The organism is Burkholderia sp. GW821-FHT14F03, from assembly GCF_058803765.1.
Genome location: NZ_JBXAPG010000018.1, coordinates 111,045 through 131,909, shown reverse-complemented (window position 1 = coordinate 131,909; position 20,865 = coordinate 111,045). Strand labels below are relative to the sequence as shown.

The window sequence follows — 20,865 nt, the reverse complement described above, 5'->3', positions numbered from 1 at the left end:
CGCGGAAAGGCGCGCGCGGGGCCGGACGGCGCGACGATCAGACGAACGGCGTCAGCAGCATATCGATGAGCTTGATGCCGATGAAGGGCGCGATGATACCGCCCACGCCGTAGATCAACAGATTGCGCCACAGCAGCTTCTCGGCCGGCTCGGCCCGGTACTTCACCCCCTTCAGCGCGAGCGGGATCAGCGCGACGATGATCAGCGCGTTGAAGATCACCGCCGCCAGGATCGCCGACGTCGGGCTGTGCAGCCCCATCACGTTCAGCGCGCCGAGCGCCGGATAAGTCGCCACGAACGCGGCCGGGATGATCGCGAAGTACTTCGCGAGATCGTTGGCCACGCTGAAGGTCGTGAGCGCGCCGCGCGTCATGATCATCTGCTTGCCGACCTCGACGACCTGCATCAGCTTGGTCGGATTGCTGTCCAGGTCGACCATGTTGGCCGCCTCCTTGGCCGCCTGCGTGCCGCTGTGCATCGCCACGGCCACGTCGGCCTGGGCCAGCGCCGGGGCGTCGTTGGTGCCGTCGCCCGTCATCGCGACCAGATGGCCCTTCGCCTGATGCTCGCGGATGAGCCGCAGCTTGTCCTCGGGCGTCGCTTCCGCGAGGAAGTCGTCGACCCCGGCCTCGGCCGCGATCGCCGCGGCGGTCAGGCGGTTGTCGCCCGTGATCATCACGGTCTTCACGCCCACCTTGCGCAATTCCGCGAAGCGCGCGGCGATCCCGTGCTTGACGATGTCCTTGAGCTCGATCGCGCCGAGCACCTTGGCGCCGTCGGCCACCACGAGCGGCGTGCCGCCGCGCCGCGCGATGTCGTTGACGGTCGTCTCGACCTCATGCGGGAAACCGATGCCGAACGCGCCCACATGCGCGCGGATCGCCGACGCCGCGCCCTTGCGCACCTGGCGCGCGCCGACATCGAGCCCGCTCATGCGCGTGCGCGCGCTGAACGGCACCGTCACCGCGCCGTCGATCGCCGTCGCCTGCAGCGCGAAACGCTGCTTCGCGAGCGCGACGATCGAGCGCCCCTCGGGCGTCTCGTCGGCCAGCGACGACAGCAGCGCGGCCTCGGCCAGCGTGCGCTCGGTCACGCCGGGCGCGGGCTTGAAATGCACGGCCTCGCGGTTGCCGAGCGTGATCGTGCCGGTCTTGTCGAGCAGCAGCACGTCGACGTCGCCCGCCGCCTCGATCGCGCGGCCCGAGGTCGCGAGCACGTTCGCGCGCATCATGCGGCTCATCCCCGCGATGCCGATCGCCGACAGCAGCGCGCCGATCGTGGTCGGGATCAGGCACACCAGCAGCGCGATCAGCACGGTCAGGCTCACTGTCGCGCCCGAGGCGTTCAGGAGCGCGCTGAAGCGCGAGAACGGCAGCAGCGTCACGCAGACCAGCAGGAAGATGATCGTCAGCGCCACCAGCAGGATCGACAGCGCGATCTCGTTCGGCGTCTTGCCGCGCTTCGCGCCCTCGACCATCGCGATCATGCGGTCGAGGAACGCCTCGCCGGGGTTCGCGGTGATCTTCACGATGATCCAGTCGGACAGCACGCGCGTGCCGCCCGTGACCGACGAGAAATCGCCGCCCGACTCGCGGATCACCGGCGCGGATTCGCCCGTGATCGCCGATTCGTCGACCGACGCGACGCCGTCGATCACGTCGCCGTCGGCCGGGATCGTGTCGCCGGCCTCGACCAGCACCACGCTGCCGGCGGCCAGCTCGTCGCTCGGCACGCGGTGGCTGGTGCTGTCGTAGCGCTTCGGCTCGTCGAGCACCTTGGCGTACACGCGCTTGCGCGTCGCGCGCAGTGCTTCCGCCTGCGCCTTGCCGCGCCCTTCGGCCAGCGCCTCCGCCGCGTTGGCGAACAGCACCGTGAACCACAGCCAGCAGGCCACGGCGAAGATGAAGCCGGCCGGCGCGTCGCCGTTGCCCGCGAGCGCCTGCAGCCACAGCACCGTGGTGACGATGCTGCCGAGATAGACGACGAACATCACGGGGTTCTTCAACTGCACGCGCGGCGCGAGTTTCCGGAACGCCTCGCGCAGGATCGCGCTCCGGCGCATGGGCGGCAGCGCGCTGATCGGCGCGGCCGCCGGATTGATCGAGGTTTCGATATGGGACATGAATGGACTCCGGTTACCTTCTCTTACCGTGCGCCGGCCGGTTTGCCGAACGCGCGGTCGAGCGCGAGGTTCAGTTCGAGCACGCGCACGCGCGGCTCGCCGAGCACCCCGAGCTGACGCGGCAGGACGAGGCGCTCGACGAGCGCCGCCACCTGTCCGTCGGCCACGCCGCGCGCGCGGGCCACCCGCGCCGCCTGCAGCCGCGCATTCGCGACCGAGATCTCGGGATCGAGCCCGGACGCCGATGCCGTCACGGCATCCGCCGGCACCGGCGTACCGGCCGCGAGCCCGTTCTGCCGGCGGTAGTCGCGCACGCGCCCGGCGACGTCGCCGAGCAGCTTCTTGCTGATCGCCCCCTGGTTGCTCGCGCCGCTGCCGGCCGCGTTGTAGGGCTGGTCGACCGTCTTCGAGGCATCGGCCGGATCCGTGCCGACCGTGGCGCTCGGGCGCGGATGGAAATACCCGGCGCGCGCGAACGACTGCCCGATCACCGCCGAGCCGACCGTCACGCCGTCGCGGGCGACGAGGCTGCCGCGCGCCTGCGCGGGAAACAGCACGTTCGCGACGCCGGTGGTGAGCAGCGGATAGCCGAGCCCGGTGACGAGCATGAACAGCACCGACGCGGCGAGCACCGGCCGGACGAGGCCGCGCGTCGCGGCCATCAACGACGAACCGGATGCCGGCGCGGCGACGGCCGCCGTGTGGCGATTGCTATGAGCCATGATGAATTCCTCAGAACAGTTGGCCGCTCGTCATCAGCAGATGCTCGACGATCGGACCGAGCGCAAGCGCGGGCAGGAACGTAAGACCGCCGACGACCAGGATCACGAACACCAGCAGCCCGGCGAACAGGCCCGTCGAGGTCGACAGCGTGCCGGCGCTCTCCGGGATGCTTTTCTTCGCGGCCAGGCACCCCGCGACGCCGAGCATCGGCAGCAGCGTCAGGTAGCGGCCGATCAGCATCGCGAGCCCGATCGTCGTGTTGAAGAACGGCGTGTTCGCGTTCAGGCCCGCGAAGGCGGAGCCGTTGTTGGCGGTGCCCGACGTGTACGCGTACAGCACCTCGCTGAAGCCGTGCGGGCCGAGGTTCGCGAGGCTGTCCACGGTCGCGGGCACGAGCGCGGCCAGCGCGGTGAAGCCGAGGATGCTGAACGGATGCGCGAGCACCGCGAGCATCACGAGCTTCATCTCGCGCGCCTCGATCTTCTTGCCGAGGAACTCGGGCGTGCGCCCGATCATCATGCCGACGAGGAACACCGTCAGGATCGCGAACGTGAACAGGTTGATCAAGCCGACGCCGTCGCCGCCGAACACGTTGTTCAGCATCATCTGCGCGATCGGCACGAGGCCGCCCAACGGCGTCAGCGAGTCATGCATCGCGTCGACCGAGCCGGTGGTCGCGGCGGTCGTGACGGTCGCGAACAGGCTCGTCTGCGCGATGCCGAAGCGCATCTCCTTGCCTTCCATGTTGCCGCCCGGCTGGGTCGCGCTCAGCTGCTGGTCGACGCCCACGCCGGCGAGCAGCGGATTGCCGTGCTGCTCGGCCTGATAGATCAGCGCGAGGAAGCCGACGAACATCACGAGGAACGCGCCCAACAGTACCCAGCCCTGACGCCGGCGCGCGATCATGCTGCCGAGCGCGTAGGTGAGCGCCGACGGGATCAGCAGCATGCACAGCATATGCAGCGTGTTGGTGAGCGGCGTCGGATTTTCGAACGGATGCGCGGCGTTCATGCTGAAGAAGCCGCCGCCGTTGGTGCCGATGTGCTTGATCGATTCGAGGCTCGCGACGGGCCCCATCACGATCTGCTGGCGCGCGCCTTCCAGCGTGGTCGCCCACGCGTCGGCGGCCAGCGTCTGCGGCATGCCCTGCCAGACGTACACGAGCGCCATCGCGAAGCTGAGCGGCAGCAGGATGCGGTAGGTGACGCGCGTGAAATCGACCCAGTAGTTGCCGATATCGGCCGCGCTCTTGCGGCTCAGGCCGCGAATGAAACCGCCCGCGGCCGCCACGCCGGTCGCCGCGCTGACCACCATCAGGAACGTGATGACGGCCATCTGCGAGAAGTTGGACAGGCTGCTCTCGCCCGCGTAGGCCTGCCAGTTCGTGTTCGTGATGAACGACGCGGCCGTGTTGAACGCGAGGTCGGGGCTCTGCGACGCGCGCCCCAGCGCATCGAACGGCAGCAGGTCCTGGACGCGCAGCAGCAGGTAGCCGAGCAGCATCATGCCCGCGTTGCTGAGCAGCAGCACCATGCCGTAGCGCTGCCACGGCATCGCCTCGTCGGGATCGACGCCGAGCAGCGCGTAGGTCCGTCGTTCCACCCACGCATGGCGCGGGCTCGTGAATGCATGCGCCAGCCACTTCCCGACCACGGGCACGAGGGCCAGCATGATCGCGAGGACGATCGCGAATTGAATCAGATTATTGAACATGTCGACGCTCGCTCAGATCCTGCCAAGGCCGGTGGTGAAACCGGCCGTCAACGAGAAGAACGCCAGCGTGACCAGCACGAAAAGCAGATCGCTCATGAAATTCACCGATAGTTTCGAATGCCTGTTGAATCGCCGGATCAATACCGCTCGGGCTTGATCAACGCATGGAACAGATAGATAAAGAGCCCGATTGATAGTGCTCCCGCAATCCACAACATCGCTTTCCCCTTGTTATCGCGTTCGCGCGGTGGAGCCGCGCCGTATCGGGCGTTCAGGTTCGCGCCGCCGTCTCGGCGACGCGCGTGAACGCCGCCCCTCGCTCGTCGGGAGGAGGGGATGCGTCAGTGTAGGAATGCGTGCATCAAAGCGGTGTTCAATTTCCTCGTGCGAGGTAAAAAAGCTGTAAAGACCACGGGCGCGATCGCGCCGCCGCCGAATGCGGATTCGCGCGGCGGGCCGGAGGCAGCGCGCGGAAGCGGTCGCGCTGCCGAATGGATGCGCGCGCATCGATAGTGGGAAGGTTGGCGGAAAGCGCGTGGGAAGCGGGCTACCGCCATCAAGCGCACCGCGAGCCGCCTTTATGCAATCTTTTCGAATAGCCGGCCAGTCTATACACCGTATCGTTGCGGCACTTTCTAGAATGGCCGCCATATTCAAACAAGATCTCCGCGGCGCGGGGCACGGTGCGACCGGGGATGCATGAACTCGATCCAGGCAGAATCCGCTTCACTCAGGCATGGCGTCGCTCATCCGCACCCCATCGCCACCGGCCGTCGACAGCACGCGGGCACCACCTGCGCATGCGTTGCGCACGCCGTCGGGGCTCGATCCCGCCGCTCATACCGGGTGCGTCATGCGACACGTGACGCCCTGACCGCCCGCTCACCCATCCGACACGCGCATTCGCCGCGAACGCCCCGCTCCCGAACGGACCGGCCGCGTCCGGCTGCGCGCGTCATGCATCGTTTTCCCCGTCGCGACGGGTATTTCCAGGAAGTCAAACCATGAAGAAAGCAGTCGTCGGTACCCTCTCCCTCGCCGTGTTCAGCGTCACCGCGCATGCGCAAAGCAGCGTCACGCTGTACGGCATGCTGGACGCGGGCATCGCCTATACCAACAACCAGTCCGGCAAGAGCGCGTGGCAACAGGGCAGCGGGCTGCTGTCGAACACGGTGTTCGGCCTGAGCGGCGCGGAAGATCTCGGCGGCGGCCTGCATGCGCTGTTCCGCCTCGAAAGCGGCTTCAACCTGAACAACGGCACGCAGGCATACAAGGACTCGATGTTCGGCCGGCGCGCCTACGTCGGCCTGCAAAGCGACCGCTACGGCACGCTGACGCTCGGCCGCCAGTACGACGCCGTGGTCGACTACCTCGGCCCGCTCGCGATGGCGAACAACGGCGACGGCAACAACCTCGCCTCGCATCCGTTCGACAACGACAACATCGACGACTCGTTTTACATCAACAACGCGGTCAAATACACGAGCCCGACGCTCGCGGGCTGGCAGTTCGGCGGCCTCTACGGGCTCAGCAACGCGGCCGGCGGCTTCTCGAACAACCGCGCGTACAGCCTCGGCGCATCGTATGCGAGCGGGCCGGTCAATCTCGGCGCGGCCTATCTGCAGCTCAATCGCGGCGGCCTGACGAACGGCGGCGCGCTCTCGGCCAACGACGCGCCGAATTTCCCGGCCGCGCGCCAGCGCGTGTTCGGCGTGGGCGGCAGCTATGCGTTCGACAGCCTGACGATCGGCGCGCTGTGGACGCACACGATGTTCGACGACACGGCCGCGTCGTCGCTGTCCGGTGCGTTGAACTCGCTGCGCTTCGACAACTACGAAGTCAACGCGCGCTATGCGCTGACCTCGGCGGTGTCGTTCTCGGGCGCTTATACGTTCACCAACGGCCGCTACGACGACGCAGGCGGCGGCCATCGTCCGAAGTGGCATCAAGTCACGCTGATGGCCGACTATGCGCTGAGCAAGCGCACCGACGTCTATGCCGAGACGGTCTATCAGCACCAGTTCGGCGTGCCCTCGGGCGCGCCGCTCGGCTTCGCGAGCATCACGGGGCTGGGCGCGTCGTCCACCAACACGCAGGTGGCGGCGACCGTCGGCATCCGGCATCGCTTCTGAGCCTCGGCGCGGGCCGGGGCGGGGCGGCGTCGATGTGTCGATGTGTCGATGTGTCGATGTGTCGATGTGTCGATGTGTCGATGTGTCGATGTGTCGATGTGTCGATGTGTGTCGGTGTGTCGGTGTGTCGGTGTGTCGGTGTGTCGGTGTGTCGGTGTGTCGGTGTGTCGGCGTGTCGGCGTGTCGGCGTGTCGGCGTGTCGGCGTGTCGGTACGCCGCCGCTCCCGCGCAAGACTCAGGGCCCCGCCTCGCGCAACAGCCGGATCAACTGCTCGCGCAGCCACTGGTTGGCCTGGTCCCGATCGGCGCTGCGATGCCAGTAGCACCGGTATTCGAGGGCGGGCACCTCGAACGGCAGTTCGAGGATCCGCCCCGGATAGCGGCGCAGCAGCCTGACCGGCGCGGTCAGCGCGAGATCGCTGCGCATCGCGACGAGCGGCGCGGCCATGTAGTGCTGGACGCGCATCTGGATATTGCGGCGCAGCCCGAGCCGCGCGAGTTCCGCATCGACATGGCCGCTGCCCGTGCGCCGGCTCGACACATGGATGTGGCCCATCGCGAGATAGTCGTCGAGCGACAGCACCGGCCCCGCGAACGGATGATCGAGCCGCACCATGCACGCATAGCGATCGCGCTCCGCCGACGCCTGGTGCAGATAGGGATCGTCGATCAGCGGCGCATCGATGGCGAGATCGACGGAGCCGTTGGCCAATGCGGTGGCCAGCTCGCGGCGATCGGTGTGATAGCTGTGCACGTGCATGCCGGGTGCGTGCCGTTGCAGCAGCTCGCCGAGCGCCGGCAGCACCAGCGCTTCGCTGAGATCGCTCATGCTCAGCCGGAACACGCGCGCGGACGAGGCGGGATCGAACACGTCGCCTTCGTGCACGCTGGAATCGAGCAGCTGCAAGGCCTCGCGCACGCGGCCGACGATGTTCTCCGCCATCGGCGTCGGCTTCATGCCGGCCGGCGTGCTCACGAACAGCGGATCGTTCAGCGCCTTGCGCATCCGCGCGAGCGCATTGCTGACGGCCGGCTGGGTGATATTCAGCACCTCGGCCGCGCGCGTCAGGTTGCGTTTGTCGTAGATCGCCTCGAAGACGACAAACAGGTTCAGGTCCAGCTTCGATAAACGCATCACGGCGCCTCCTCGCCGGCATCTTACGGGGTTCGCGGTTCGGGCGTCCATGCTGCCGCCGGCCGGCCCGCGCAACTGGCGCAACTGGCGCAACTGGCGTGGTGGGCGTGGTGGGCGTGGTGAGCGTGGTGAGCGCGGTGAGCGCGGTGAGCGCGGTGAGCGCGGTGAGCGCGGTGAGCGCGGTCGGCGCAGTCGGCGCAGTCGGCGCAATCGACGCAATCGACGCAATCGACGCAATCGACGCAATCGACGCGGTCGGCGCAGTCCGCGCAGTCCGCGCGGTCCACACAGTGGGCGCAGTGGGCGCGGTCACCACAGTCACCGCGGTCCGCGCAGTTGCCGCAGTCGACACGGTCAGCCCAATCAGCGCAGGACGCAGTCGCCGCAGCCGACGTCAGGCCCGGCCGCCCACGCGCCGCCCGCTCAAACCCGCGGCGGCACCGTCAGATACGCCGCCGTGGAGCCCGTCACGCCGCCCTTGATCTCCATCCGCGCGATCGCCTGCAGATGCACCTCGTCCGGGCCGTCCGCGTAGCGCAGCGCGCGCCCCCAGGTCCAGTGGTCGGCGAGCGGCGTGTCGGGGCTCACGCCCATCGCGCCGAACACCTGCATCGCGCGGTCGCAGACATTCGTATGCACGGTCGGCACCAGCGCCTTGATCATCGAGATCTCCTTGCGCGCCGCCTTCGCGCCGACCTTGTCGATCATCCACGCCGCCTTGAGCACGAGCAGGCGCGCCTGCTCGATCTCGATCCGCGAACGCGCGATCCACTCGCCGATGGTGCCGTGCCGGTTCAGCGCCCGGCCGAAGCTCTGGCGCGACTCGGCGCGGTCGATCATCATCTCCAGCGCGAGTTCCGCCGCGCCGATCGAGCGCATGCAGTGATGGATCCGGCCCGGCCCGAGGCGCGCCTGCGCCAGCGCGAAGCCGCTGCCTTCCTCGCCGAGCAGGTTGCGCGCCGGCACGCGCACGTTCTCGAAGGTGATCTCGCAATGCCCTTCGGGCGCGAAGTGGTTGAGCACCGTGATGTTGCGCACGACCGTCACGCCCGGCGTGTCGCGCGGCACGAGGATCATGCTCTGCTGCTGATGCGCGGCCGCATCCGGATCGGTCTTGCCCATCACGATGAGAATCCGGCAGTTCGGATGCGCGGCGTTCGTGATGAACCACTTGCGGCCGTTGATCACATAGTCGTCGCCGGCCCGCTCGATGCGCGTCGTGATGTTGGTCGCGTCCGACGACGCCACGTCCGGCTCCGTCATCGCGAACGCCGAGCGGATCTCGCCGCGCAGCAGCGGCTCCAGCCACGCCGCGCGCTGCTCCGGCGTCGCGAACATGTGCAGCAGCTCCATGTTGCCGGTGTCGGGCGCGCTGCAGTTGAACGCTTCCGACGCCCAACCGACCCGCCCCATGATCTCCGCGAGCGGCGCGTATTCGAGGTTCGTCAGGCGCGTGCCGGGCTCGTCGTCCTTCAGGTGCGGCAGGAACAGGTTCCAGAGCCCGTCCTCCCGCGCGCGCGCCTTGAGGTCTTCCATGAACGACACCGGATACCGGCCGGCATGGACTTCCTCGTGCCATTGGCGGATGCGCGGCACGATCCGCTCGTCCAGAAAGCCGCGCACGCGGCGGCGATAGTCTTCCACTTTCGGGGTGTAGCCAAAATCCATGATGATTGCCTCGCTTCCGTTCGTTCAGAAGGCGGATACGCCACCGTCGACGGCGATGGCTTGTCCGGTCAGATAGGAGTTTTCCCGCGCGCACAGCATCAGCATCGTGGCGACCACTTCCGCCGGCCGGCCCAGGCGTTTCATCGGCGAACCCTGCGCCAGGAAGTCCTGCTTGTCGGCCATGTCGCTGTCGGTCAGCATCGGCGTCGCGCTGTAGAACGGGCAGATCGCATTCACGCGGACCCCGCGCCGCGCGTATTCGACGGCCGCCGTTTTCGTGAGCCCGACCACCGCATGCTTCGACGCCGCGTAGGCCGCCAGCTTCGGCGCGCCGCCGAGGCCCGCCATCGACGCGACGTTCAGGATCACGCCGCCGCCCTGAGCGAGCATCTGGCGGATCTGATGCTTCATCCCGAAAAACACGCCCTTCGTGTTGACCGCGAAGCTCAGGTCGAGGTCGGCCTCGTCGGTGTCGATGAACGCCTTCATCGGCGCGACGATGCCCGCGTTGTTGACGCCGATGTCGAGCCGCCCGAAGCGCGCGACCGCCGCGCCCACGAGCGCCGCGACATCGGCGTCCGAGCGCACGTCGCAGCGCTGCGCGACCAGCGCCGCGCCGGCCGCGCGCAACGGCGCGGCGACGCGCGCCAGCGCCTCGGCGTTCAGGTCGCCGAGCGCGAGCCGCGCGCCGCGCGCCGCGAGTTCGCCGGCCAGCAGCGCGCCGAAGCCGCTCGCCGCGCCGGTGACCATCGCCACCTGCCCCGCAAAGCTGTCGTTCGTCATGGCGCGCTCAGATCGTCAGGCCGCCGTCGACGACGATGCACTCGCCGTTCGTGTAGCTCGATGCATCCGACACGAGGTACAACACCGTGCCGGCCATCTCGCGCGGCTCCGCGTGGCGATGCAGCGGGATCTTTTCCTTCCAGGTCTCGTAGATCGCCGGATCGCTGAACAGCGCGCCCGCGAACTTGGTCTTGGTGAGGCCCGGCAGCAGCGCGTTCACGCGGATGCCGAGCGGCCCGCATTCCTTCGCGAACGCGCGCGTCATGTTCACGACCGCCGCCTTCGTGATCGAATAGATGCCCTGCCGGTCGCCCGGCTGCAGCGCGTTCACCGACGCGGTATTGACGATCACGCCGCCGCCCTGCGCGCGCATCATGCGGCCGGCCTCGACCGACATGAAGAAGTAGCCGCGGACGTTCACCTCGACGGTCTTGTCGTAGGCCGCGAGATCGGTGTCGAGGATGTGCCCGAAATACGGGTTCGCCGCTGCATTGTTGACGAGGATGTCGAGCCGTCCGTGCCTCGCGCGGATCTGTTCGAACGCCGCGCCGATGTCTTCCATGCGGCCCACGTGACAGGCGAGCGCCTCCGCCCGGCCGCCCGCCGCGACGATCGCGTCCGCCACCGTGCGGCAGTCGTCGAGCCTGCGGCTCGACACGATCACGTGCGCGCCCTGCTCCGCCAGCAGCTTCGCGATTTCCTCGCCGATCCCCCGGCTCGCGCCCGTCACCAGCGCGATCTTGCCCGTCAGGTCGAACAGATTCGTTGCCATGTCCCTGCCTCCATCTCTCTATGCGCGGCGAGCGCCGCTTCGGGTTGCTCAGCGATGCGCGTCGATCACGCCCACGGCTTCCTCGGCCAGCCGCTGCGCCATGCCGCCGACGCGCAGCGCCGCCGTGCTCGATGCGTTGCCCTTCAGCGCGCGGGCCTTGACGCCCTGCGCGATCGCGGCGAGCCGGAAGAAGCTGAATGCGAGGTAGAAATGCCAGTCACGGATCGGCTCGACTCCGCGCAGCGCGCTGTAGCGCGCGACGATCTCCGCTTCCTGCGGGATCCCGAGCGCGTCGCGATCCTGTCCGGCCAGCCCGGGTATATGTCCCTCGGACGGCAGCCGCAGGCACATGCAGAAATAGGCGAGATCGGCGAGCGGATTGCCGAGCGTCGACAGTTCCCAGTCGAGCACCGCCTTCACGCGGCAGCTGTCTTGCTCGAACATCAGGTTGTCGATGCGGAAATCGCCGTGCACGAGCGACGGCCGGCCCGCGTCCTCGGGACAGGCCGTGGGCAGCCAGTCGATCAGCGTTTCCATCGGCGCCATCCGCTCCGTCTCGGCCGCGCGATACTGCTTCGTCCACACGCCGATCTGACGCTCGAAGTAATTGCCGGGGCGGCCGTAGTCCGACAGGCCGACCGCCTCGACGTCGACGTCGTGCAGCGCGACCATCGTGCGCAGCGCCGCGTCGTACACGGCCGCGCGGTCGGACCGCGAAAGCCCGGGCAGCGCGGCGTTCCAGAAGATGCGCCCGTCCTCGTAGCTCATGACGTAGAACAGGCTGCCGATCACCTCGCGGTCCTCGCACAGGTGATACGGATGCGCGACCGGCACGGCCGTGTTCGACAGCGCGCTCAGGACGCGAAACTCCCGATCCACCGCGTGCGCGGATTTCAGCAGTTCGCCCGGCGGCTGCCGCCGAAGCACGTAGCGGCCGCTGCGCGCGGTCAGCAGGAAGGTCGGATTCGACTGGCCGCCCGCGAACTTCTCCGCGTCGACCGGCCCCTCGAAGCCGGGGAGGTGATGTTCCAGATAGCGCGTCAGCGTGGCGGCATCGAGTTGCTGCGGAGTGGGCGTCATCGTCGCGAGGATTCCGTGTCGTGGGTGGGATCAGCCGTAGGTTCGATAACTGTGTCGTTCCGGATCCTGGAGATGCGGCATGCCATTGAACGACGCCAGATGGAACGCCTCGGCGTTGAAGAAATACTGCGAGATCGCGCTGTTGGGGATTTGCAGATTCAGCGCGATCGCGCTGGACGCGGGCGCGCCGAGCGTCTGCTGCATCGTCACCGCGATCGGGCCGCCCGAGCTGACCACCAGCACGCGTTGCCCGCCGCCTTGCTGGATCGCGGCGCGCGCATCGGCCACGCGCTGCTGGAAATGCGCCCAGGTCTCGGGCACCGCGCCGTGCAGCTTGTCTTCCGACCACAGCAGCAACACCTGCCGCAGCGCCTGGAAATGCGCCTTCATCGATCCGGCCGCCTGCCGCGCGAGGTCCGGGTAGTCGTCCGCGGCGGCGCGAAACAGGCCCTCGAAGTCGTATTCGTCGAGCCCGGGGTGCCGATCGCACGGCAAGGCGCCGCGGCCCATGCCGCGCCGGATCGCATCGATCGTCTGCGCGTGGCGCTGAAGCGTGCCGCTGATCACGCGATCGAAGCCGATGCCCTGCCGCGCGAAGTATTCGCCCAGCCACAGGCCCTGCTGCTCGCCCAGCGCGGACAACCGGTCGTAGTTGTCGGTGCCGAACGACGCCTGCCCATGCCGTACCAGATAGAGTTCAGCCATCGCCTGCTCATCCCATAGATGGCAACCAGCTTAGCGATCGAGCGTGCATTTTTAAAATTTATTTATTGAATCGCGAAGTATTCACGATATGAATCGTTCGGCGCGCGGCCGACGGCGGCTGCGCCGGTCGCGCCCGTGTCATTGTCGTCTACCCGCCGCGATCGGCTTGTATGGCACATGGCAGGCGGTTGGCGCGCGGCGCTTCGTTCTCGCCGGAGACGATCGCCGCCGCGCGGCACGGGTGACGCGCCGCATCGTCGTTCGACGCGCGGGTCGGGCATCCCGTCGCGCGCCGGGGGCCCTGCCAAGCAAAACGCCCCGCGACGATCATCGCAGGGCGTCTTGCCTGTCGCTTCGCGCGGGCGGCGCATCCGCGTCGACGCCCCTGTGCGCGGCGCGCCGGCCTCATGACAGGATCAGCGGCGTGCGCGCCATCTCGAACACTTGACCAGCAGCCGCAGCGCGCCGATCCCGCCCGCCACCGGAATGCGCGGCAGCAGGAACGGATCGTCGTGCGCATCGGCGCGGCCGCGCGCGGTCGTCGTGGCGTTCCCATAGCCGGCCGCCTCGACCTGATCGCGGACCCGGATGTCGAGATCGCCGTACGGGTAGCAGAACGATGCGACACGCCGCCCGCTCAGCGCTTCGAGGCGACGCTTCGATTCCAGCACCTGCACGCGCGACACCTGCGCCGACACCTGCGACAACGCGACGTGATCCAGCGTGTGCGAGCCGATCTCATGGCCGTGGTCGCGCCACTGCAGCATGTCCTCATGGGACATCAGCGGCGAACCCGCCGGATCGACCTGCGCATCCCAGTCGTTCAGGCCGCCGAAGCGGTTCGCGACGAAATAGCAGGTCGCGGTGAATCCCACTTCGTCGAGTATCGGCATCGCCTGCGTCAGCACGTTGAGAAAACCGTCGTCGAACGAGATGCCGAACACCTTCCCGCGCCGCTCGCCGCGCAGATACGGCTGCAGCTCGCCGACGCTCAGGCCGCGATGGCCGAGCAGCTTGAGCAGCTTCATCTGGCGGCGAAACGCGTCGGGCTCGACGCTCAGGCCGCGCAGCGGATCCGTGCGCGGCGGCAGCGCGCGGACCTGGTGATACATCAGGATCGGATGAGACATCGCTCGACGCCCTGGTCAGGCGGCCTTGCGGAAAATCCGCAGGGTCTTGAAATCGCCGACCTCGGCGAACTCGCCGTTCGCGGCCCAGCGCGAGATGATCGGTTCGGCCTGGCGGTACGCCGACGAACCCTTGTAGAACAGGATGTGGCCGTTGGGCACGGTATGGCGTGCGAACAGGTCGAGCACTTCGTCGTCGGTCTTCGCGCCGTAGCGGCTGTTCGACTCGTCGCGGAACTCGCACAGATGAAACAGCGTGACGACCTCGAACTGCGGCAGCAGCCCCGTATTGCTCGTGTAGATGTCGCCGAAATACGCGAGGTAGTTCTTGCTCACCTCCGGCTGCCGCGTCACGAGTTCCACGTACGACTTGTATTCCTTCGGCGACGCCGTCACCCCGAACACCGTGTTGTTCAGGTGCGGGCGGGCGCATTCCACGCCGACGTGGTGATGCCCGCCCGTGCCGAAGTGATAGATGCGCACGCCCTCGAGGCGCACCGTCTCCAGCCATTCGACGAAATGCACGTCGCACGGACACTCCTGGGTCCGCAGGGCCCAATATTTCTTCCAGATGTTCATCGCCATTGCATCGACCTCATGGTGGGGGTCCAGCGATGGGGATTTCGCCGGATCGAGTGGGTGTAGACGGACACGGTCGCATCGATGAACTTCTGGAAACCGAACTCCCGATTGCCTTTTTGCAGCGCGCTGCGGCCCATCGCGCGGATGAGTCCCGGCTCGCGCGCGAGCGCGCGCAGGATCGCCTCGATGTCCTCGGGGGCGCGCGGCGGGACGATCCAGCCGTCCACGCCCGGTTCGATGTTCTCGGGCAGCCCGCCCACGCGGCTCACGATCGCGGGACAGCCCAGCGACATCGCCTCGCGGCACGCGTACGACAGGCTCTCCTGATACGACAGCACGAACGACACGTCGATGATCGAGAACAGATCCCGCGCATCGTCGATTCTGCCGGTGAAGACCGTGCGCGCCGCCATGCGATGCAGCGCGATCTGCTCGCGCTGCGCCTCCGACGGCTCCGCGCCGACCAGCAGCACGCGGAAACGCTCGCGCAGGCTGTCGGGCAGGCGGCCCAGCGCCGCGATCAGATCCATCCAGCCTTTTTCGGGCGCGGTGCCGGCGCTGCTGCCCAACACGATCGCGTCCATGCCGGACGCCCCGAACAGCGCCGCCTTGCGCCAACGGATCTCGTCGCGCCCGAGCTGCTCGCGGGCCGGAATCCGCACGCCGTGCTTGACGACCGTGACGTTGCCGTACGGCGAGCGCCGCGCCAGCATGCTCGCCACGTAATCGCTCACGGCGATGGTGTGAGTCGTCGCGAGGCGCGCGCGCAGCAGGTTGCCGAAGCTGTCGGCGCGATAGGTGTTGTGCTTGGTGAACACGACGGCCGGCCGATGCCGGCAGCCGAGCAGGGCCAGCATCACCTGCCGGTGATCGGCGGAGCCGTTGACGTGGACGACATCGAAGCGCTCCGTGGTGATCAGCTTGCGCAGCCGGAGAATCTCGGGGAGCAGCCGATGCCAGCGCGGCTTGAATTCCATGTCGAAGATCGCCACGTCGGCGTTCGCCTTCAGCAGACGCGACAGGCGGCTCCCCGAAGGCGACGCGACGGTCACCCGATGCTGCCGGCTCATCTCGGCGGCCAGGTCGCGGACGTAGGTATCCTGCCCGCCCCCGAACTCGCCGTGAAAATTGGTATAGAGAATGTTCATCACGGTGCTGCGCTTCCTCCTCCGCCCGCTTGCAAGGATTACTGATCAAGCAAGCGGGTCTACCTGCTTGGAATGACGGCCCGCACGCAGCGACGCGTCCTCGATGTGCGTTCTCGCATCGAGAACAATCGATCGCAGTGTTGCGGGCACGCCGGAATATTACATATGCATTACTCCAAATAGTGTCGACGTCTGCGCCTCTTTGTGACGATATGTGGCGATCTGTGTTTCGGACCGACGATGGGGCGCGACAGGGCCGAGCGGACGTGGCCGCATGTGTTTTTTTCTGACGGATGTGCCGCTTTCGCCATGCGGCGTTCATCGGGCCGCCGCGATTCGCGCACCTTGCCTCATGAATTGCCGGGCCTGACCCGGCACCACGGGTCACGTCCGCGCATGGCGACCCCGTATCGCGGCCTTGCCCGGCGCGCACCCGCTTTCGTGTCTGTCACCTGTTTAGTCGGCGCACGCGCGCGTTTCGTCGCAAGCCGCCGCCCCTTCATGTGCAACTCCCGCTCACGCCGACCGCTTCGTGAATCGACGCGCGCGGCAGGCTTCGTCTGCGCGGCCTCAACTTCGGATTCCGCCCGGACCGATCGAACGCCGCGCCTAACATCAGTTCACCGAAGCACTGCCGTTCATCCAGCGCCTCAGCCCCCTTCAAGGTTCATCGAGCATCGAGGCGTCATCCAAACCGTCCTTTTCTTGAGCGTTTTCATGAAGGTCACGTCACCATCGCTGCATCCGATACAGGAGGCCGGCCCTTCGGCCGAGGCTTCACCGGCCACGTCGCCGCCCGCGCGCGGCCGCTCGTCCACCACGCTGAACGGCTTGCCGGCGCGCCATCCATCCAGCGCCCATGCCGCGCCCGCCCCGCGCGCCGGCATGCCGAAAGCGTCCGGGCGCGCCGAAGCGCCGCTCACACTGGGGCGCGACGCGCTCGTGATCCCACCGGGCGCGCGCTTCGACGCGGAGGCGGGATTGGGCCGGCATCCGGGCGGCGAACGGCTTCAGACCGTCGAGTACGTCAAGCCGGGCAGCAGCGAGCCGCCCACGACCCTCGTCGGCATTGCGCATCCCGATGGACACAGCTTCGAGGTGCACGACCAGCACACCCGCCGGGATGTCGGCCGCCTGCGGCTCGTCTCGTCGTCCGACGGCGGCAAGGTCGCCGTCGATGCGGGCGCGGCCGGCCTCAAGGGCGGAGCGCCGAGCCGGGGCCCGGAGGCGTTCAGCCGCAGCCGCACGTCCGCGACCGGCTACCGTCTGGAAAACGGCCTCGCGTGCGATCGCGACGGCCGCGCCACGATGGCGGCGAGCCGCTCCTCGGCGACCGGCTATCGCACCCTGGACGGCCTGGCATGCGATCGCGACGGCCACGCGCTGATGGCGACCAGCCGCTTCGCGGTGACAGGCTTCAAGACCTTGGACGGGCTCGCCTGCGACCGCGACGGCTACCCCGCGCTCAAGCCCAGCAGCGCGTCGGTGACGGGTTTCAAGACCCTCGACGGGCTCGCCTGCGACGCCAACGGCCAGGCCGTGATGACGGCCAGCCGCGCCTCGGTGACGGGCTTCAAGACTCACGACGGGCTCGCCTGCGACGCCAACGGTCGCACGGTGATGGCGACCAGCACGACGTCGGTGACGGGCTTCAAGACCCATGACGGGCTCGCCTGCGACGCCAACGGCCGCGCCGTGATGGCGGCCAGCCGCGCCTCGGTGACGGGCTTCAAGACCCTCGACGGGCTCGCCTGCGACGCCGACGGCCGCGCCGTGATGGCGACCAGCCGCTTCGCCGTGACTGGCTTCAAGACCCTCGACGGGCTCGCCTGCGATGGCAACGGCCGCGCCGTGGTCTCGTCCAGCCACTCGTCGGTCAGCGGTTTCAAGACGCTCGACGGCGTCGCCTGCGACCGCGACGGCCACGAGACGGTATCGCGCAGCACCTCGTCGTTCACGGGTTTCCGCGACGCCGGCGACCTGCCCTGCGACGCGAGCGGGCACGCGCAGATCGCGCGGTCCCCCGATTCGCCGAGCGGCTTCGTGCGCCTGCGCGGCGGCGATCCATGCAACGCCAACGGCCATCTCATCCGAGGGCTCTCCCGCGACGATCTCGACCCGTTCCTGGCCAAGCGCCTGCCCGCCGCGCCCGCGCCGGCGGGAGCGCGCTATCACAAGCAGTCCGGAATGATGGCGCAGTACGCCGGCGAGGACACCTCGCGCCAGCTGTGGGGCACGACGGTGCGCTATCTTTCGTCGTCAGAGCGCGCGCAGTTGGAACTGACCGTCGATCACAAGGGTCTCCTGCGCACGCCCGACGGCAAGCGCTTCGACACGCGTCACGCGAGCCCGGGCGGCGATCAGGGCCACGCCATTTTCGTGATGGACCACAACGGCCGGATCTTCGCCTCGTGCAATCCCGTGGTCGGGAAATTCCATCATTCGTCGTTCCTGGGCGGACAACCGGTCGCCGGCGCAGGTACGCTGAAAGTGACGAACGGCCATCTCGACGAAGTGACGCGACGCAGCGGCCACTACCGGCCGACCGTCGGCCAGCACAAGCAGGTCGTCGATAACCTTGAGCGCCTCGGCGTCGATCAATTCATCTCTTCCACCTCAATCTGACCATGACCACCTTCGAACACGCCCCGTCGTTCCTGCGCATCCCCGTCGCCATGATGGACAGCCGGCGCGAGCCGCTGACGTTCACCGGCTTCGACGCGGACGAAGCCGCGCGCGTCCTCGCGAACTACGAGCCCGCCGAACAGGAAGGCCTTCGCGATGCGCTCGCGTTCGCGGAGCATCACCCGGACTACGACTTTGCCGCGCTCATCCCCGGCATTCCCTACTCGAATGCGCAGATCCATACCTTTCTGTGCAGGCTGAGTCGTTCCTTATTTCCTTCCGGAGAGGCTTCATGAATCGCTTCAATCCAATCGGAACCTCGGGCTCGCGACACGCCGAGGCAGCCGAATCGCGGGAGCAGGGCTCCTCGCAACAACCGTCGAATTCGGGCCGGGCGCGCCGCAACGTGCGCGGTCCGGGCAGCGGGTTCGACGGACTCAACAGCCGCGGCGCGGCATCGGCTCCGGCGCCGAACACCGATCTCAACGACGTGTTCGCCCGGTTTCAGGCCCAGGCGCGCGGCCATCTCGCGCGCCGGGAAATCGCGGTGAGTTCGCGCGACGGCGTCGTGCATGTCGACGTCCACGGCGGCCCGGAGACCTTCGCCAAGATCGGCCTGGAACATCTGTCGGGCGCGTTTCCGAAGACGCTTCACTACAAGGCGATGGATGCGTCCAAGTTCCACGTCGACGTCGTGGGCGGCGACCGGATTCGCCGGCCGATGGAGATGGAGGCGCGCGACATCCGGTCGGAACTGCTGGGCGCGCCTCAGACGGCGGATGCACGCGTGAACGTGATGCAGAACGGGAGCTTCTATAACGCAGGCCGGCAGGTCGACGCGCGCTTTCCCAGCGCCACCGCGCTCGGCAACAACAAGACCCTGGAACGGCGCGAGCTGACCCCGCTGCGCACCCCGTCCGACTACAGGGACGTCATGGAGGATCTCGATTTCGGCGGGTCTCGCCTGAAGAGCGGCCCCGTGCTCTCGCGCGACGGCGTGCAGCAGTTCACCGAGAACCATGCGAACGAGCCGCGCTTCCAGTTCGACCCGAGTCGCGGCCGCAAGATGTTCGACCACGCCAACCAGCCGAATCCCCGCTCGGCCATCGGCCTGCCCGCGCGCGTCGGTTACGGGACGAACAGCATCCCGTCGCAGCAGGGGTCCGGCCCGGCGCACAGCGCCAAGTGGGATGCGGTGCGCATGGCGTCCTTCACGGCGACCACGCGCGGATCCCACAGCGACGGCGTGACGATGGCCGATCTCGCGAAGACGATGACCAAGCTCGATCGGCACAACGCCTCGTATTCGCAGAGCCGCCCCTCGCGCGCCATCAACCTCGACGGCGGCGGATCGCTGTACAACGGCCAGATCAACTACCGGGACGAGATCAGCGAAGTGCCGGTGCCCGGCTCGCACAACGGGGCGCCGAACTACATCGTGGCGACTTCAAAGCAAAAGGTGAGGTAATACGGGAGCGCTGCGCGACCGGCTGCGGATTGGCGTGATGCCCGGGTGAGCGGGCGAAATGGCCGTCGCAGCCGGCGTGTGGATCGAGACCGATCGCGCAGCGGGCGTGGCGTGGCGCGCCATGATGCGCATCGCGGGATCGCTCGGGCGTCAGGTTGGCCGCAGCCGCTCGCGCGACCGCGCGCCACGCCCGGCGCCTGCCGCGCTTGCTCAGTCGCGCGCCGCCGAGGGACTGCGAAAACGCCCGCGATAAGCGCCCGGACTGAATCCGACCTTCTCCCTGAAAAGCCGGCAGAACGAACTGACATCGCTGTAGCCGACTTTCCCCGCGATCGCCTCGACAGTCAGATCCCCGCTCTCCAGCAGCGCGCGCCGCGTCGATGCGCAGGCTTTGCAGGTAGCGAAGCGGCGTCTGATTCGGCGCAGCCTGGAAGCGTCGGATCACGGTTCGCCCGCTGACGCCGAGTTCGTCGGCCATGCCCGACATGCTCACGTCCCGGGCCATGTTCCGCTGGAGCCAATGCTGCGCCCGATGCACGAGGGAATCCGCGCGCGCCTTGTCGGTCAGGAGCGGCGGAAAGGGCGTCTGCTTCGTCTGCGCGACGTTGATCAGCATGCTTTTCGCGCATTGCGCCGCGATCACGGGCCCGGAAAGGCGCTCGATGATGTGGATGGTTTGCAGCAGGTACGACGCCGACGCGCCCGCGCAAATCAACCGGTCCGCCTCCGTGATGACGGGTTCGAGCTGCAGATCGACCCGCGGATACCTGTGCCGGAACGCGTCGGCCAGCCACCAGGTCGTCGTGGCGGCGCGTCCGTCCAGGAGCCCTGTTTCCGCGAGGACGAAGGTCCCGGTGCAGTTGGCGGCCAGGCAGGCGCCGGCGTTCCACTGGCCGACGAGCCAATCGCACGCGACGGACTGGCGCGCCAGCAAGCTGCCGAAGGCCCTGCTGCCGGCGTAGTGCGCGCTGGGAATGAAGATGGGTCGAATTTCTCGCGCGGGCGAATCGCCTGCGTGTCGACCGCGAGGCCGTTGCTGGTCCGGACCGGACCGCCCGCCGGCGACACGAATTTCCACTCGT

General features: G+C 68.0%; 19 protein-coding genes. 4 read left to right on the top strand and 15 right to left on the bottom strand.

Annotated elements, in window-relative coordinates; genetic code table 11:
• Positions 1–37: 37 nt before the first annotated feature.
• The 4 genes from kdpB to kdpF form a co-directional block, all read right to left on the bottom strand.
• Positions 38–2,122: a potassium-transporting ATPase subunit KdpB gene (gene kdpB, locus AC1RQF_RS14670; protein ID WP_492872328.1), complete on the bottom strand. Its 2,085-nt coding sequence runs from the start codon at positions 2,120–2,122 to the stop codon at positions 38–40.
• A 23-nt stretch (positions 2,123–2,145) separates the two neighbouring features.
• Positions 2,146–2,844, bottom strand: a complete 699-nt coding sequence (kdpC, locus tag AC1RQF_RS14665) for a potassium-transporting ATPase subunit KdpC (protein ID WP_492872327.1) — start codon at positions 2,842–2,844, stop codon at positions 2,146–2,148.
• Positions 2,845–2,854: 10 nt separating this feature from the next.
• Positions 2,855–4,558, bottom strand: a complete 1,704-nt coding sequence (kdpA, locus tag AC1RQF_RS14660; RefSeq protein ID WP_492872326.1) for a potassium-transporting ATPase subunit KdpA — start codon at positions 4,556–4,558, stop codon at positions 2,855–2,857.
• Between the two features lie 137 nt (positions 4,559–4,695).
• Entirely contained in the window at positions 4,696–4,776 is an 81-nt protein-coding gene (gene kdpF, locus AC1RQF_RS14655) for a K(+)-transporting ATPase subunit F (RefSeq protein WP_443111487.1), read from the bottom strand.
• A 786-nt stretch (positions 4,777–5,562) separates the two neighbouring features.
• Here kdpF and AC1RQF_RS14650 point away from each other — a divergent pair.
• Positions 5,563–6,690: a porin gene (locus tag AC1RQF_RS14650; RefSeq protein WP_492872325.1), complete on the top strand. Its 1,128-nt coding sequence runs from the start codon at positions 5,563–5,565 to the stop codon at positions 6,688–6,690.
• A gap of 235 nt (positions 6,691–6,925) precedes the next feature.
• Here the strand turns inward: AC1RQF_RS14650 and AC1RQF_RS14645 are convergent, their stop codons facing one another.
• From AC1RQF_RS14645 to AC1RQF_RS14600, 10 genes are all read right to left on the bottom strand, one after another.
• On the bottom strand, positions 6,926–7,825 hold the full coding sequence (locus AC1RQF_RS14645) for a LysR family transcriptional regulator (protein WP_273997108.1): 900 nt from the start codon (positions 7,823–7,825) through the stop codon (positions 6,926–6,928).
• Positions 7,826–8,248: 423 nt separating this feature from the next.
• Positions 8,249–9,493, bottom strand: coding sequence for an acyl-CoA dehydrogenase family protein (locus tag AC1RQF_RS14640; RefSeq protein WP_492872324.1), 1,245 nt, complete (start codon positions 9,491–9,493; stop codon positions 8,249–8,251).
• A gap of 24 nt (positions 9,494–9,517) precedes the next feature.
• On the bottom strand, positions 9,518–10,276 hold the full coding sequence (locus AC1RQF_RS14635; RefSeq protein WP_492872323.1) for an SDR family NAD(P)-dependent oxidoreductase: 759 nt from the start codon (positions 10,274–10,276) through the stop codon (positions 9,518–9,520).
• 7 nt (positions 10,277–10,283) lie between these two features.
• Positions 10,284–11,048 carry an SDR family oxidoreductase gene (locus AC1RQF_RS14630; RefSeq protein WP_273997111.1) on the bottom strand — a complete coding sequence of 255 codons (765 nt, stop codon included), beginning with the start codon at positions 11,046–11,048 and terminating at the stop codon, positions 10,284–10,286.
• A gap of 48 nt (positions 11,049–11,096) precedes the next feature.
• On the bottom strand, positions 11,097–12,128 hold the full coding sequence (locus AC1RQF_RS14625) for a phosphotransferase (RefSeq protein ID WP_273997112.1): 1,032 nt from the start codon (positions 12,126–12,128) through the stop codon (positions 11,097–11,099).
• Between the two features lie 30 nt (positions 12,129–12,158).
• Complete coding sequence (locus tag AC1RQF_RS14620) at positions 12,159–12,833, bottom strand: histidine phosphatase family protein (protein WP_273997113.1); 675 nt, start codon at positions 12,831–12,833, stop codon at positions 12,159–12,161.
• Between the two features lie 416 nt (positions 12,834–13,249).
• On the bottom strand, positions 13,250–13,963 hold the full coding sequence (locus tag AC1RQF_RS14615; protein WP_492872322.1) for a polysaccharide deacetylase family protein: 714 nt from the start codon (positions 13,961–13,963) through the stop codon (positions 13,250–13,252).
• Between the two features lie 15 nt (positions 13,964–13,978).
• On the bottom strand, positions 13,979–14,545 hold the full coding sequence (locus AC1RQF_RS14610) for a hypothetical protein (RefSeq protein WP_273997115.1): 567 nt from the start codon (positions 14,543–14,545) through the stop codon (positions 13,979–13,981).
• Complete coding sequence (locus AC1RQF_RS14605) at positions 14,536–15,690, bottom strand: glycosyltransferase (protein ID WP_273997116.1); 1,155 nt, start codon at positions 15,688–15,690, stop codon at positions 14,536–14,538. Before AC1RQF_RS14605 ends, AC1RQF_RS14610 begins: the two co-directional genes overlap by 10 nt.
• Before the next feature lie 650 nt (positions 15,691–16,340).
• The gene (locus AC1RQF_RS14600) at positions 16,341–16,577 is read right to left on the bottom strand and encodes a hypothetical protein (protein ID WP_492872321.1); all 237 of its coding nucleotides are present in this window, start codon (positions 16,575–16,577) and stop codon (positions 16,341–16,343) included.
• Between AC1RQF_RS14600 and AC1RQF_RS14595 the strand changes: the two genes are divergently transcribed.
• The 3 genes from AC1RQF_RS14595 to AC1RQF_RS14585 are packed head-to-tail and all read left to right on the top strand — an operon-like array spanning position 16,576 to position 19,783.
• Complete coding sequence (locus AC1RQF_RS14595; protein WP_492872320.1) at positions 16,576–18,315, top strand: IQM protein middle domain-containing protein; 1,740 nt, start codon at positions 16,576–16,578, stop codon at positions 18,313–18,315. The two genes, AC1RQF_RS14600 and AC1RQF_RS14595, sit on opposite strands and share 2 nt — an antisense overlap.
• A 2-nt stretch (positions 18,316–18,317) precedes the next feature.
• Positions 18,318–18,611: a hypothetical protein gene (locus AC1RQF_RS14590; RefSeq protein WP_273997119.1), complete on the top strand. Its 294-nt coding sequence runs from the start codon at positions 18,318–18,320 to the stop codon at positions 18,609–18,611.
• The gene (locus tag AC1RQF_RS14585) at positions 18,608–19,783 is read left to right on the top strand and encodes a hypothetical protein (protein ID WP_492872319.1); all 1,176 of its coding nucleotides are present in this window, start codon (positions 18,608–18,610) and stop codon (positions 19,781–19,783) included. Before AC1RQF_RS14590 ends, AC1RQF_RS14585 begins: the two co-directional genes overlap by 4 nt.
• On the opposite strand, the gene AC1RQF_RS14580 is transcribed toward AC1RQF_RS14585, so the two are convergent.
• Entirely contained in the window at positions 19,704–20,861 is a 1,158-nt protein-coding gene (locus AC1RQF_RS14580) for a GlxA family transcriptional regulator (RefSeq protein WP_492872318.1), read from the bottom strand. The genes AC1RQF_RS14585 and AC1RQF_RS14580 overlap by 80 nt on opposite strands.
• Positions 20,862–20,865 lie beyond the last annotated feature (4 nt).